The organism is Chloroflexota bacterium (assembly GCA_014360805.1).
In the GTDB taxonomy this organism is placed as follows: Bacteria; Chloroflexota; Anaerolineae; order DTLA01; family DTLA01; genus DTLA01.
Map to the genome: position 1 here is coordinate 1 of JACIWU010000001.1, position 14,271 is coordinate 14,271.

The 14,271-nt window shown below is 65.5% G+C and carries 11 protein-coding genes; 10 read left to right on the top strand and 1 reads right to left on the bottom strand.

Features of this window, described 5'->3' with window-relative positions:
* The 5 genes from H5T65_00005 to H5T65_00025 all read left to right on the top strand — a co-directional run.
* The coding region (locus H5T65_00005) for a nicotinate-nucleotide diphosphorylase (carboxylating) (protein MBC7257611.1) at positions 1-257 on the top strand (257 nt) is incomplete at its 5' end.
* Positions 254-1,312 carry a quinolinate synthase NadA gene (nadA, locus tag H5T65_00010; protein ID MBC7257612.1) on the top strand — a complete coding sequence of 353 codons (1,059 nt, stop codon included), beginning with the start codon at positions 254-256 and terminating at the stop codon, positions 1,310-1,312. The genes H5T65_00005 and nadA, both read left to right, overlap by 4 nt.
* Before the next feature lie 24 nt (positions 1,313-1,336).
* On the top strand, positions 1,337-2,917 hold the full coding sequence (nadB, locus tag H5T65_00015) for an L-aspartate oxidase (protein MBC7257613.1): 1,581 nt from the start codon (positions 1,337-1,339) through the stop codon (positions 2,915-2,917).
* 135 nt (positions 2,918-3,052) lie between these two features.
* Positions 3,053-4,048 carry an inorganic phosphate transporter gene (locus H5T65_00020; GenBank protein MBC7257614.1) on the top strand — a complete coding sequence of 332 codons (996 nt, stop codon included), beginning with the start codon at positions 3,053-3,055 and terminating at the stop codon, positions 4,046-4,048.
* Positions 4,049-4,076: 28 nt separating this feature from the next.
* Complete coding sequence (locus H5T65_00025; GenBank protein MBC7257615.1) at positions 4,077-4,703, top strand: DUF47 family protein; 627 nt, start codon at positions 4,077-4,079, stop codon at positions 4,701-4,703.
* A 15-nt stretch (positions 4,704-4,718) separates the two neighbouring features.
* Here H5T65_00025 and H5T65_00030 read toward each other — a convergent pair whose 3' ends face one another.
* Positions 4,719-7,580 carry a S8 family serine peptidase gene (locus tag H5T65_00030; GenBank protein ID MBC7257616.1) on the bottom strand — a complete coding sequence of 954 codons (2,862 nt, stop codon included), beginning with the start codon at positions 7,578-7,580 and terminating at the stop codon, positions 4,719-4,721.
* Positions 7,581-8,108: 528 nt separating this feature from the next.
* Here H5T65_00030 and H5T65_00035 point away from each other — a divergent pair.
* From H5T65_00035 to H5T65_00055, 5 genes are all read left to right on the top strand, one after another.
* Positions 8,109-9,362: a hypothetical protein gene (locus H5T65_00035; protein ID MBC7257617.1), complete on the top strand. Its 1,254-nt coding sequence runs from the start codon at positions 8,109-8,111 to the stop codon at positions 9,360-9,362.
* Positions 9,359-9,691 carry a hypothetical protein gene (locus H5T65_00040; protein ID MBC7257618.1) on the top strand — a complete coding sequence of 111 codons (333 nt, stop codon included), beginning with the start codon at positions 9,359-9,361 and terminating at the stop codon, positions 9,689-9,691. The genes H5T65_00035 and H5T65_00040 overlap by 4 nt, the downstream gene beginning before the upstream one ends.
* A 106-nt stretch (positions 9,692-9,797) precedes the next feature.
* Positions 9,798-10,157, top strand: coding sequence for a helix-turn-helix transcriptional regulator (locus tag H5T65_00045; protein ID MBC7257619.1), 360 nt, complete (start codon positions 9,798-9,800; stop codon positions 10,155-10,157).
* Between the two features lie 190 nt (positions 10,158-10,347).
* A complete protein-coding gene (gene glgP / locus H5T65_00050) occupies positions 10,348-12,906 on the top strand; it encodes an alpha-glucan family phosphorylase (protein ID MBC7257620.1) in 2,559 nt (852 codons plus the stop codon).
* 821 nt (positions 12,907-13,727) lie between these two features.
* A complete protein-coding gene (locus tag H5T65_00055) occupies positions 13,728-14,249 on the top strand; it encodes a type II toxin-antitoxin system HicA family toxin (GenBank protein ID MBC7257621.1) in 522 nt (173 codons plus the stop codon).
* Positions 14,250-14,271 lie beyond the last annotated feature (22 nt).

Consider the following 14,271-nt stretch of genomic DNA (forward strand, 5'->3'; position numbering starts at 1 on the left):
TGGCCGAACTGGACGAGGCCCTAGCGCTAGGCGTGGACCGCATCATGCTGGACAACATGAGCCTGGATGACATCCGCGAGGCCGTGCGCCGCGCCCAGGGCCGCGTCAAACTGGAGGTCTCCGGCGGCGTGAGCCTGAGCACCGTTACGAAAATCGCCGCCACCGGCGTGGACTACATCTCGGTCGGCGCGCTCACCCACTCGCCCCAGGCCCTGGACATCAGCCTGGAACTTTACCCGCTAGGAGCAGGATCATGACACTGCCCAAGACCTATGCCGCCATGACTGAAGAGCAGGCCGCCGAACGCATACGAGCAGCGAAAGCGGCCCTCGGCTCCGACCTGGTCATCTTGGCGCATCACTATCAGCGCGATTCCATCGTGGCCGTCGGCGACTTCGTCGGCGACTCGCTGGAACTCTCGCGCCGCGCCGCCCAGGTGCGCAACGCCCGCTACATCGTCTTCTGCGGCGTGGACTTCATGGCCGAGACCGCCGCCATGCTTTGCGCGCCCGACCAAGCCGTCCTGATACCCGAAAGGACCGCCATGTGCCCCATGGCCGCCATGGCCACCCGCCAACAGGCTGTCCTGGCCTGGGACGCTCTCTCGGCCCTGTGGGGCGACGACATCGTGCCGATTACCTACCAGAACTCCTACGCCGACCTGAAAGCCTTCTGCGGGCAGCATGGCGGGGCCGTCTGCACGTCGGCCAACGCGCAGAAGGTCCTCCAATGGGCCTTCTCGCAGCGCGGGCACGTCATCTTCTTCCCCGACGAGCACCTGGGGCGCAACTCGGCGCTGGCGCTGGGCGTACCGCCATCCCAAATCCGAGTCTGGGACCCCGACGCGCCCGACCCCGACTCCATGTGCGACGCGCGCATGATCGTCTGGAAGGGCTTCTGCCACGTGCACACGCGCTTCACGACCGCCCACGTGGACGCCATCCGCGCCCGCTACCCCGACGCGAGAATCATCGTCCACCCCGAATGTCCCGCCGAAGTGGTGGCCCGCGCCGATGCTTCCGCCTCCACCAGCGGCATCGTGAAATACGTGCGCGACCTGCCCGCAGGAACCACCGTCGCCATCGGCACCGAAATCCATCTGGTAGAGCGGCTCGCCGCCCAGAACCCCGACAAGACCGTCGTGCCGCTGGCCCGTTCCCAGTGCGGGGCCATGTATCGCATCACGCCGCAGAGTCTGGCCTACGTCCTGGACGAACTCACCCAGGGCCGCCTGGTCAACCGCGTCCGCGTCCCGAAGAACATCCAGAAATGGGCCAACGAGGCGCTAGAGCGCATGCTCGCCCTGGCCTAAACCACTGCATGAAGGGAATCTCCCATGTGCGCTGACATCATTCAAAGCGACGTTCTCATCATCGGGTGCGGCATTGCGGGGGCCGTAGCCGCCTTGCGTCTGGCCGAAGACCCCACGCTCTCCATCACCGTCATCACCAGCGCCGCCGACCCGCTGGAATCCAACACGTTCTACGCCCAGGGTGGCATCATCGGCAGCGGCGTGCACGACTCGCCGACCCTACTGGCCCGCGACCTGATCGCGGCGGGCGACGGCCTCAACAATCGCCGTGCCGTGCGCATCCTCGCCACCGAAGGCCCGCGCCTCGTGGAGGAATTCCTGGTCAAGCAGCTGGGCGTCCCCTTCGCCCGAAGCCATGGCGACCAGTTGGAATACATCCGCGAGGCTGCCCACTCCACCGAGAGAATCCTGCACGCCGCCGACGCCACTGGCCAGGCCATTCAAACCAAACTGGTTGAGGCTCTGCGGGCTTGCCCGAATGTCCGAGTGCTGTCGGCCCACACTGCCGTAGACTTGCTCACCCCATCGCACCATGCCCTCAATCGGCTGCGCGTCTATGAGCCGCTCTCGTGCGGCGGGGCCTACGTACTGAATCAGGCAGAAAACCGCGTGGACACCTTCCTGGCCAGAGCCACCGTGCTGGCCACCGGCGGCCTGGGGCGTATCTTCCTGCACACGACCAACCCACCGCTGGCGCGCGGCGATGGCCTGGCCATGGCCGCCCGCGCGGGCGCTCGCATCATCAACGCCGAGTACATCCAGTTCCACCCCACCGTGTTCTTCCACCTGAACGCCGCGCAATTCCTCATCAGCGAGGCCGTGAGGGGCGCTGGTGCCCGCCTTATCAACAAGCAGGGCGAACCCTTCATGGAGAAGTACGCGCCCCAGTGGAAAGACCTGGCCCCCCGCGACGTGGTCGCACGAAGCATTCACCAGGAAATGCTGGCCACGGGCGCCAACTGCGTGTACCTGGACCTGGCTTCCTACATCAACCGCGCCAAAATCCTGCGCCGCTTCCCGAACATCTATGAGACATGCCTGAAGTTCGGCGTGGACATCACCCGCGAGCCCGTGCCCGTGGTGCCGGCCGCGCACTACTTCTGCGGTGGCGTCTGGGCCGACTCGGTAGGCCGCACCACTATTCGCAACCTCTACGCCGTGGGCGAGGTCAGTTGCACCGGCGTTCACGGCGCGAACCGACTGGGCAGTGCGTCGCTCCTGGAAGGCCTCGTCTGGGGCTGGCGGGCCGCCGACCACATCCGCCAGAACCTGCCGAAGCGGGCGCCGCTTGGACCTGCCGACCTGCCCCCGTGGCGCGACGTGGGCCTGGAGGACCTCGCCGACCCCGCCCTCATCCAGCAGGATCTCAGCACCATCCAACACATCATGTGGAACTACGTGGGCTTGATTCGTTCCACCAAGCGCCTGGAGCGCGCCATCGGCGACCTGTACGACCTGCAGGATGACATCACACGCTTCTACCGCACCACGCGGCTGAACGACGCCCTCGTCGGGCTGCGCAACGCGGTTCAGGCCGCCACCATCGTCGCCGAAGCCGCCTGGCGCAACCGCGAGAGCCGAGGATGCCATTTCCGCCTGGACTGACGACATCCTGACGACATCCGAAGTCAGACCATGCCAGGCAATCGTTTAGCAAATTCTCGCCCTGCACACGTTGCCAAAACTTGGAAACTATGGTACAATCGCCGTCATATCGCAACGCCGAGATCAGGAGTAGGCATGAGTTCCGACACCGCCATCACCATCGCGCTCATCGTCACGGCTGTAGGTTTTGATTTTCTGAACGGCTTCCACGACAGCGCCAACGTCGTCGCCACGACCATCTCATCGCGCGCCCTGTCGCCGAGGAAGGCGTTGGTTCTTGCTGCCCTCGCCGAGGCCGCCGGCCCCTTCCTGTTCGGCGTTGCCGTCGCCACCACCATAGGCCACGACATCGTCTCGCCCACGGCCATCGGCCCGACCGTCATCTTCGCCGGCCTGCTCGGCGCCATCGCCTGGAACATCATCACGTGGATTCTCGGCATCCCGTCCAGTTCCTCCCATGCGCTCATCGGCGGGCTTGTCGGCGCGGTCGCCGTCGCCCATGGCTTCTCGGCCATCCAGGTCGCGGGCATCCGCAAGACCGTCATCGCCCTTTTCACGTCGCCCATCCTGGGCCTAATCGTCGGCTACCTCTTCATGAAACTCCTCATGTGGCTTTCGCGGGCCGCCACGCCCCGCGCCAATGACTTCTTCAAGGGCGCGCAGGTGCTCACCTCCATCGGCCTGGCCCTGAGCCACGGCACGAACGACGCGCAGAAGTCCATGGGGATCATCACCATGGCCCTGGTGAGCGGTGGGCTGATAGAGTCCTTCCACGTGCCCGTATGGGTCATCGCGCTTTGCGCCAGCGCCATCGCCCTCGGCACGTTCACCGGCGCCTGGCGCATCATCCGCACGCTGGGCGCCAAGTTCTACCGCATCCGCCCCATCCACGGCTTCAGCGCGCAGGCCGCATCCGCCGCCGTCATCCTAGGCGCGGCCGTACTGGGCGGGCCGGTCAGCACTACGCAGGTCGTGAGTTCCACCATCATCGGGGTCGGCTCGGCCGAGCGCGTGTCCAAAGTACGCTGGGGGGTGGCAGGCGACATCGCCGTTGCCTGGCTACTCACCATCCCGGCGTCCATGCTGATGTCCGCGCTCATCTACATCCCGCTTCATGCGTGGCTCGGCTAAGTCCTATCCAGCATTCGGAGGCAAACAAATGGGCTTGAAAGATCTCTTTCGCAGGAAACCCGACCGGTTCCGGCAACTCCTCGCCGAACAGGCCGCCAAAACCCTGGAGGGTGTCCAACTCCTGGAGCAGTACGTGCGCGCCCCAAGCCCCGAAATTGTGGACGCCCTGAGGCGTGCCGAGAAAGAAGCCGACGAACTGCGCCGCATCCTGATAGACGAACTCAACCGCACCTTCGCCACGCCGTTTGACCGCGAGGACATCTTCGGCCTGTCGCGCGCCATTGACGACATCATTGACTACGCCCATACCTCCGTGGACGAGATGGCCTTGTTCAAGGTGGAGCCGAACGCAGACATCGTGGCCATCGTGAAACTCCTCGCCGATGCCGCCACAGAGATTCACCTGGCCGTCCTGCGCCTCAGCGACCATCCTGGCGTCGCCATTGAGCACGCCAAACGCGCCAAGTCCCTGGAAAACCGCGTGGAAGATCTCTACCGGCAGGCGCTTGTGCACCTGTTTGAGGGCGTGAAAACCATAGAGGACGTGAACCGCGTGCTCAAACTGCGGGAAATCCTGCGCCACCTGAGCAACAGCGCCGACCGTGGAGACGAGGCCGCCAACCTCATCAGCGACATCGTCGTAAAGGGGACATAGCCGGCTCCGAACCCCCTACGGCACGGGCGGCTCTACGATCGCCGCGCTCGGGTACGTGGCTGCATAGTCGTCAAAGCGGCAATCCGCCGCCGGCCCTGACTCCGAGAACAGAATGGCCGCGAGGCCCATGCTCCGCACCAGGAACGCATCCTTGTCCTGCCATGCGGGCGTGAATTCCACGGGCGTGTCGTTCACGAAGAAACGCACCAGACCGCCTTCCTTGTCCACTGTGAGGATATTTGCCGCATCGCCTCCGCGAACCGCGTCGCACCGCGTCCAGCCGCGAACCTCCAACCACTGCCGCGCCTGCGCGTCGTACCGCCACAGCGCCACCCACCCCCGCGGCGAGACCATGAAGGCGTGCGTTGCCGATCCGCCAAACACGACTCCGTAGGCCGGTTCGCCCCCGCCCGCGCGCCGGGCTTGCACGCGGATGCGAACCCAGTCAGACTGCATCTGCACCGGCGCCAGGCTTACGAAGACCAGGCCGCTTCGCCGCGCCAGAATCTGATACTCCCCGCCCACATACCCCATCGCGAATGCCGGATTGTCCGCAGACCTCGGCCAGCCGCTCATGGGATCGCTGAAGTCGTCAAAGAACGGCGTTGGCGTGCCGCCGACCGGGTAGCGATAGTTCCGCGCCACCCGCGGCAGGTAGCACTGCGGCGGCGCGACAGCCGTCCGCGTGGGCGTTGGGGGCGCGGTAGCCGTCGCCGTCCGCGTGGGCGTGGGGGTTGTCGTAGCCGTCGGTGTCAGTTCCCGCGGCGTCGGAGATGGCGTAGCCGTAGCCGAAGGCGTGGCCGTCGGCCCCTGTGGCGTCGGGGATGGCGTAATCGGTGTGGGCGTCGCGGTCAGGGTCGGCGTTGCGCTGGGTGTCCCCGTCGGCGTCCATGTGGGCGTCGCGGTCGCCGACGGTGCAGGGGTAGGCGCGGGAGGCGTGGGCGTGTGGGACGGCTCCGCGGCCGGCGTGGCCGTCGCCGTGCGCGTGGTCGTTGCCGTCGGCATCGGTGTATCCGTGGGGGTGGCCGTGGACGAGGGATTCGGCGTCGGCTCGGCGAACGGCCGCAGCTGCGAATAGGCGTTTTTCACGTTCAAGTATCCTGCCCCCTCCCACTGGGGCAGGCGATGGGTAACAGCGCCGTGCATCAGCGCATCCCTGACGATGTCCGGCATGTCGGGGCGACCCCTCAGCACCGGATAAGCCTCCAGGAGCAGCGCCGCCGCCCCCGCGACAACGGGGCTGGCCATGCTTGTCCCGCCCATGACGAAATAGTCCGCCGGGCCCGCGCCGTCCAAGACGCCATCGTTGTCCACAATTTGCGGGTCGTAACCACTGCCCAGGGGGTACACGCGGTCGCGCGCGGAAATCACGGCCGTGCCGGGCGCCGCAATGTCGGGCTTCCTGCGGCCATCCAACGTCGGCCCCCGCCCGCTGTACGAAGCCATGCCTTGCTCGGCGCCCGGCGAGGGGCTGAAAGCGTACGATTGCCCTTGATAGTTCGTCCAGGACGCCCGGCTGACATACCCGCCGACGGCCACGCACCCCGCCGCGTCCGCCGGCGTCTCCACGGTATAGTTGGGATCGGGCTGGGTGAACACAGCGGCGGCATTCTCGCTGTACACATGCAGGCGGCGGCCCACCACCACAGGCCCCATGCTGCGGATTCGCAGCAGATAGTCGCCTGCCGGAAGCGTCGGAGCGGAGATCAAAACCGACTCGGTGCCCGCCTCGCTCTCTCGGGGTTCCCGAATGACGTCCACCGCCACATCCATGTTGCCCGCGGCGAATAGCGTAACCGTGTATGCCTCGCTCCGCCCAACGCCATCGTTCCACACCAGTCGCAACAAAAGCGGGGCGTCGGCCCGAACCTGGAGACCCACTTCTTTTGTAGACGCCCCGCCTGCCCCCAGTTCCACTGACGCATGGCGGCCCTCGTCGCCTGCGTTCCCCGCCGCGCAAAACACCAGTCGCCCCTGACTTGCAGCCCAATCCACCGCCTGCGCCAGCGGAGAGGAACCGTCGTGATAGGCATCCCACCCGCCATAACTGACGTTGACGACTTCCGCGCCGGACTCCACGGCCTGGCGAATCGCCGCGACAAAGGCATCGTCCGTCGCGGGCGCGCCCTCTTCGTCCAGGCCGATCTTCAGGAAGATGAGGTCGGCGCCCGGCGCCATGCCCTGATAACGCTCTCCCGAGAGCACGCCGCGGCCCACCGCCGTGGCCGCCACATGGGTGCCATGCCCCGAATAGGGATTCCTCACGTCGTCGTCCATCGCGGGGAAGCGGGACACGTCCCTGGCCACAATCGGTGCGGGGATATCCGGATGGCCAACGTCCAGCCCCGCGTCCAGAATCGCCACCCGCACCCCGGCGCCCGTGTACCCCAGAGCCTGCGCCCAAGACGCCTGCGAGAAGTCCCTCGCCAAATCGTTGTTGGGGCGCAGAACCTGCTCGGCCGTCTCCAGGCGCACCACGTCGTCCAGCGAAGCCAGCGCCGTCACCTGCTGGACGGGTGCGTCGGCAACCACGAAGCCATACGGATGCGTTCCCACGGGGGGAATCCACGTCTGCCCGTACAGGACGACGCCCAGGGCCTGCGCCCGCTGCGCCCACTGCGAGGTTGGAGCGCCTTGCAGGTACACGAACAGGTGCTGCCTTTGGGGATTCCAGCGGCTGCCCGCGGTGGCCGTCAGCGCCTCGGCGATGCCCACGTCGGGGTTGGCGAGAAATTCCCGCTTCAGCGCCAGTTGGTACTGGAGAAGCGCGCTCATCTTGGCGGCAGGGGTTGGCTCCGTTGCGTGGCCGCCGGCAGGCAGCAGCGCAAACACAATGGCCAGGGTCACGATGCCGCGCCCTGCCGTCCACAGTATCATGCGAACGAAGGATCTGCCCCTACCCACAGAACAACGCGCTCCCTTCTACCAACTCTATCAACGAAGAAGTTGGCGAAACGTTGCGGGTGGCCGCAACGAGGTGAACGTGGGTGACATCGCGACGGCGCGCTAGGCACGGGCACAGCATGCTGTGCAGGCCGATCCGTAGCCCTCGGCGCCCCCCCAGCGTAGAATCCAGCGCCCGCCTGCCGTGCATCCGGACAGGCCCCCAGCCCGCAGGGCTTCGCCCCTTTAGCCCGATGCCTCGGCGTCGAGCGGACATGCAGACGTGCCGCGGGCAAATCCAGAATCCTCCACGCCCTCGGCGTCCCCAGCGTAGAATCCAGCGCCCGCCTGCCGTGCATCCGGACAGGCCCCAGCCCGCAGGGCTTCGCCCCTTTAGCCCGATGCTTCAGCGTCGGGCCGACATGCAGGTGCGCACTTGACCGACCGAGCGGAACCTCCTACAATAGTCGCGCGTCTGCAATTCGCATCACCAATCGCGCAGACACACCGGGGAGCACACCAATGACACGAAACCGACAATGCCTACATTCTCTGTGCGGCGCCTCGTTTCGCCTTCTCGCTCTCGCAGCACTTGCGGGCATCGTCGCGCTTGCCCAGGCCTGCGGGCCAACGCCCACGCCGCCGGCCCCAACCGCAACGTCGGCTCCTGCAACGCCTGCCGCGCCCACCCTGGCGCCTTCGCCCACGCCGACCGCGCTGCCCCCATCCGCTACGCCGTCGCCGATACCATCCGCGACCCTCGCGCCCACGGCAACGCCGGCGCCCACGCGCACGCCGACGAAATCCACACCCGCCACGCCAACGCCCACCGCGACCGTCGTCCCGGTTCCGTCTGTCCGGTCCCTGGTCGTCTCCTCGGGAGAAGACCGTACCCTGTACGCCATCATCGGCGACAGCGCGTATCGGAGCGCCGATGGGGGCGCGACGTGGACGCCGCTGGACCTCACGGGTGTCGCGCCCGCGTCGCGCCTGTTCGCCCTGGCGCTGGACTACCGCAACCCGTCCGTGATGTACCTGACCACCAGCAGCGGCATCTATCGGCGCGTTAGCACGTCTGCATGGGAGTTCGTGCATCCTCTCAAAGCGCAGACGCTGGCAGTGGATTTCGTGGATTCCAACGTCCTGTGGGCGGGCGTATCCTGGACGACGGAGTACAAAGCCGTCATTCTCAAAAGCACCGATGCTGGGCGAACCTGGGGCAAGGCCGATTTCGGCATCCAGGCATACCTGGGCTATGGCGTTACCCGCATCCTCATTGACCCTGCGAACCCCGATATCCTCTACGCCAATCTTCGCTACGGCGGGCGGTTCGGGTGGCCGGAGGGCTGGCTCTACCGAGGCGGCCGGGTCGGGAACTGGGAGCCGCTGCCTGTGGGTGACCAGCCGACAGGCGGAGGTTTCTCCGAGGGCGCATGCATGCCCCACGGCCTGGCGTTTGACCCCAACCTGCGCCGCCTGTACGTGGGATGCGATGCCTACTACTACAACAACTCCCGCTTGTTCATGCTCGTCTCTGACAACGCCCACGAGCCGGATTCGCGCAACATCGCCTGGGCCGAGGCGCTGACGCTGGGCACGTTGACGCCGCCGTTCGCCCTGGGCTACGTGGAGCCTCTTGCGGTGGACGCCCGCGCACCCAAAGCCCTCTACGTAGCCGTATCGGGAAACAGCACCGTCTCCGAACAACCCTATCGTCTCCTCGTCGGCCGCGATGATGGCCAGACATGGCTTGACCTGCCCATACCCGCATATTGATACCAAGGAGGTGCACCATCCGAACCCCAAACGGACAAGAGTGCCGTTTCTTCTACGGAGACTATGCGCGCGGCAGGCACACCGAAATCTGCCGCCTGTTGGAAGCCGCCGAGCAGCCCTGGAAACCCGTGCTGTGCCGAACGTGCCCCGTTCCGGGCATCCTCCGCGCCAACGCCTGCCCGCACATGATCCTCTACGCGCGCGTCCAGCGCCGATTGGGGCTATGGCAACGCGTGGGCGTTACAGCCGTGTGCCAGAAGACTCGCCAGGTCGTCTCCGAACCGCATATCGGTTGCGGACAGTGTGGGCGCGACGATGCGCAAGGCTAGTGGGCGACCTTTTCTTGCCTGAACAGAAAATTCCCTACTTGACGAAAGTACGAAGGTATGGTACAATGTAAGACGTGCGAACCCAAATTTATATTAGGAGGCTGAAATGCGTAGAGAGGATCGCTGCGAGGTTCGTATCATTGACGCCGAGAAAGTCAAGAAGATCTCGGAAACCCTCATCAGTGGCCTGGATGCCACGCATCTAGCGGACGTATTTGACGCAATGTCAGATCCCACCCGCCTGCGCATCATCTCGGCCGTCGCCAGCGTCGGAGAAGTCTGCGTGTGCGACATCGCCGGCTCCCTCGGCATGACACAGTCGGCCATCTCCCACCAACTCCGACTGCTACGCACCGTCAACATCCTCAAGAACCGAAAGCAAGGGCGGATGGTGTACTACTCCCTCGCGAGCGAACACATCGGCAAGGTCTTCGCCGAGGCCCTGGCCCACATTCGCCAAGAGTAGCCCCCAACGCGGTGTTCCCTGGCACCGCTTGCTACCCCCAATTAGCGGCTGTTCCCTGGCAGCCGCTAATTGTTTGCCTTTTGCGGCCTCAAGCCCTCTGTGTTATCATGGGGCAGACGAATTCGCCCAAAGCACAATCCAAGGCGCCAGAGATGTTGGCCCGGCGCCGGATCTGAGGAGGAAACGCTTCATGCGACCCTATATGATCCTGAACGTGATCCCATCGCTTCCGCCGAGCCTCGTTCGGCTGGCAGAACTCGCGTACAACCTGCGCTGGACATGGGACCACGACACGCGAGACCTGTTCCGCCGCCTGGACAGCGACCTCTGGGAGCAGAGCGGCCACAACCCCGTCGCCATGCTCGGAGCCATCGCCCAATCGCGCCTGGAAGCCGCCGCGCGGGACGATGGCTTCCTCGCCCACTTCCAGCGCGTCTGCGAGCAGTTTGACCGCTACATGGCCAATCAGCGCGCCTGGTATTCCCAGCATTGCGCCGAAGTGCCCGAGTGCCGGGTGGCCTACTTCTCGCCCGAGTTCGGCCTCACCGAGTGCATCCCCATCTATTCGGGCGGCCTGGGCGTCCTGTCCGGCGACCATCTCAAGTCGGCCAGCGACTTGGGGATCCACATGGTGGGCGTGGGCCTGCTGTATCAGTTCGGCTACTTCAGCCAGTACCTCAGCCCCGACGGCTGGCAACAGGAGTACTATCCGGTCAACGACTTCTACAACATGCCCCTGCAACTCATGCGCAAGCCCGACGGCGCGCCTGTCATCGTCCAGGTCAACTACCCCGACGCACCCGTAAGCGCCCAAATCTGGCGCATCCAGGTCGGGCGGGTGCCGCTCTACATGCTGGACAGCAACCTGCAGCAGAACCGCCCCCGCGACCGCGAGATCACGGGCAAACTTTACGGCGGCGACCGCGAGATGCGCATCCGCCAGGAAATCCTGCTCGGCATCGGCGGCTATCGCGCCCTCATGGCGCTGGGCATTGAACCCACCGTCTGCCACTTGAACGAAGGACATGCGGCCTTTCTCTGCGTGGAACGCGTGCGGGTACTCATGGACCGATTCGGCCTAAACTTTTACGAGGCAGCCGAACTAGCCCGCGCCGGAAACATGTTCACCACCCATACGTCGGTGCCGGCGGGGATTGACGTGTTCGCGCCGGACCTGGTGGACCGCTACTTCGGCGGCTGGTATCCGATCCTGGGCATCACGCGCGAGCAGTTCATGGCCCTGGGTCGCCAGCACCCCGCCGACGCCAGCGAGCCATTCAACATGGCCGTCTTTGCCGTGAGCATGTCCAGCCACACCAACGCCGTGAGCACCCTCCATGCCACCGTGGCCCGGCGACTCTGGAGCAACCTTTGGCCGGGCGTGCCCGAAAACGAGATTCCGGTGGGCCACATCACCAACGGCGTGCATCTGCGATCCTGGGTTTCGGGAGACCTGGCGTCGCTGCTGGACCGTTACCTGGGCCCCCGATGGCGGGAAGAGCCGAGCGACATGTCGGTCTGGCAGAAGGTGGCCGATATCCCCGACGAAGAACTCTGGCGCACCCATGAGCGGCGCCGAGAGCGTCTTGTGCACTTCGCCCGACAGCGCCTGCGCGCGCAGTTGGAGGCCCGAGGCGCGCCCCCGTCCGAAGTGGAAGTTGCCAACGAGGTCCTGGACCCCGAGGCGCTGACCATCGGGTTCGCGCGGCGCTTCGCCACGTACAAGCGCGCCACGCTCCTCCTGCGCGATCCCGCCCGCCTGGCACGCATCCTGAACGACCGTGACCGGCCGGTGCAGATCATCATCGCAGGCAAGGCCCACCCCCAGGACCAGGCTGGCAAGGAACTCATCCAGGCCATCGTCAAGGCGGCCCGACAAGAGGACTTCCGCCACCGACTCGTCTTCCTGGAAAACTACGACATGAACATCGCGCGCTATCTGGTGCAGGGCGTAGACGTCTGGCTCAACACCCCGCGCCGAATGCAGGAGGCCAGCGGCACCAGCGGGATGAAGGCCGCCGCCAACGGCGCACTCAACTTGAGCATCCTGGACGGGTGGTGGGATGAGGGATACGCCCCCGAAGTCGGCTGGGCCATCGGGCGCGGCGAAATCTACGACGACCCGGAGTATCAGGACGCTGTGGAGTCGCAGGTCATCTACGAACTCCTGGAGAAGGAAATCGTCCCCCTGTTCTACTCGCGCGGCCGGGATGGCCTCCCTCGGGCCTGGATCGCCAAGATGAAGGCCGCCCTTGGCAACCTGGCGCCTGTCTTCAACACCGACCGCATGCTCATGGAGTACACGCAAAAGTACTACCTGCCCGTCAGCGCCCATTACCTGGCCATGCAGGAGAATCAGGCCCAGCGCGCCAAGGACCTGGCCGCCTGGAAAGCGAACCTCCGCCAGAACTGGAGCCAACTTCGGGTGGAAAGCGTAGAGGCGAATACGCTCGCCGAGATCCACGTCAACGCCGAAGTCGTCGTTACGGCCCGCGTGAACCTGGGCAGCCTGTCGCCCGATGACGTCCGCGTCCAACTGTACTACGGCCACGTGAACCCTGCCGGCGAGATCCGTCAGGGCGAAATCGCGCCGATGCAACTGAAGCAGAAATTGGACTCGGCCTACATCTACGAGGGCAAGGTGAACTTCGCCACCAGCGGCCTGCACGGCTATACCGTGCGCATTCTGCCGCACCATCCCGACATGGCCACGCCCTTTGACTCGGGCCTGGTGTACTGGTTCAGTTAGCGCGGGACGGCTCGGCGAAGGCGCCCGCGCGCTGTCCCCTCTCCCGCTGGGAGAGGGCTAGAGTGAGGGATGCCCGCCTGCACGGGGGTTCGTCCCGCGCTAAAGGGGCGAGGCCCCCTTCGGGGCTAGCGCCAGTCCATAGCGGCACACCATGCTATACTAGGCAATCTATGGCCCACGGTGCCCTCGGCGGCGAAATCCATCGCGCCCAGCCAGACGCTCCAGCGCCGGGCGCAACGCAACCGATGCTAGGAGGCAAACATGCGCTGGATTGCACTCACACGCACACCTGGACAGAGTTATGTCAAGGCTATATCCTCCACGGCGGCCCGCATTGACCCTGACAAGGCCCGCCGACAACATGCCGGCTACTGCCAGGCGCTCCGCAACATCGGACTGGAGGTCATCATCCTCCCGCCCGACGAGCGCTTCCCGGATGGCTGCTTCGTGGAGGATGCCGTCGTTGTGCGGAACGGCAAGGCGCTACTCACCCGTTCAGGCGCGCCATCCCGCCAGGGCGAAGGCGAGACCCTGCGCCCGACGCTCCAGGCGCACAATCTGCAAATCGTGGAGATTGAGCCGCCCGGCACCCTGGACGGCGGCGATGTCCTCTGGGTAGAAGATGTCGCCTACGTTGGGCTGGGCGACCGCACCAACCGAGAGGGCATCGCCCAACTGGCCGCCAAACTGGGCGTGGAGGCTCACCCCGTCCCCCTGCCTAAGGGTATGCTGCACCTGAAATCCGGCGCTGCCTACCTGGGTAACGGCATGTTGTACGCCGTCGCCGCGTTCGCCCCCCTCGCCGCGCAGATCGGTCTGGAATGGATCCCTGTGCCGCAAGGCGAGGAGATCACCGCCGACGTGCTCCTGTTCGGCGCGAAGGTTGTCATCCCGGCGGGATACCCGAGGGCCGCGAACCTGCTCAAGGAACTGGGGTTTCAGGTGCAGCCGGTAAACCTGGCCGAATTCGCCAAGGCCGACGGCGGCCCCACCTGCCTGAGCGTCATCTGGCCCGAGTGAGTATCGCACGGACACGTGAACCGACGCGAACGTGCCTGACGGTTCGGACGAGCGACATCGCGAGGGCACACACCGCGCAGGGGCCCAGCGTGCTGTGCGGGCCAAATGAGAGGCTCTGCGGCCCTTGTCCGCCACCGAATCGGCTCCAAACTCTAATAGGGTTCTACGTCAAGCGCCAAGAGTGTAGCCACATGATTCTGCGCCGCGACGAGCCGTTTGCGCAGATTGTCGCTCCTGATCATCGGGAACTGGATAGAGGAACGCTACGCGCGATCATCCGGCAGGCTGGCCTCAGCGTAGATGAGTTCGTGAAACTGCTCTGACGGGCTGGCCTCTCCCGCTTTT

Coding starts and splice junctions, on each gene's coding strand:
- H5T65_00045 (MBC7257619.1), top strand. CDS start 9,798: ATGCGTAGAGAGGATCGCTGCGAGGTTCGTATCATTGACGCCGAGAAA.
- nadA (MBC7257612.1), top strand. CDS start 254: ATGACACTGCCCAAGACCTATGCCGCCATGACTGAAGAGCAGGCCGCC.
- H5T65_00025 (MBC7257615.1), top strand. CDS start 4,077: ATGGGCTTGAAAGATCTCTTTCGCAGGAAACCCGACCGGTTCCGGCAA.
- glgP (MBC7257620.1), top strand. CDS start 10,348: ATGCGACCCTATATGATCCTGAACGTGATCCCATCGCTTCCGCCGAGC.
- H5T65_00035 (MBC7257617.1), top strand. CDS start 8,109: ATGACACGAAACCGACAATGCCTACATTCTCTGTGCGGCGCCTCGTTT.
- H5T65_00020 (MBC7257614.1), top strand. CDS start 3,053: ATGAGTTCCGACACCGCCATCACCATCGCGCTCATCGTCACGGCTGTA.
- H5T65_00030 (MBC7257616.1), bottom strand. CDS start 7,580: ATGATACTGTGGACGGCAGGGCGCGGCATCGTGACCCTGGCCATTGTG.
- nadB (MBC7257613.1), top strand. CDS start 1,337: ATGTGCGCTGACATCATTCAAAGCGACGTTCTCATCATCGGGTGCGGC.
- H5T65_00055 (MBC7257621.1), top strand. CDS start 13,728: ATGGATCCCTGTGCCGCAAGGCGAGGAGATCACCGCCGACGTGCTCCT.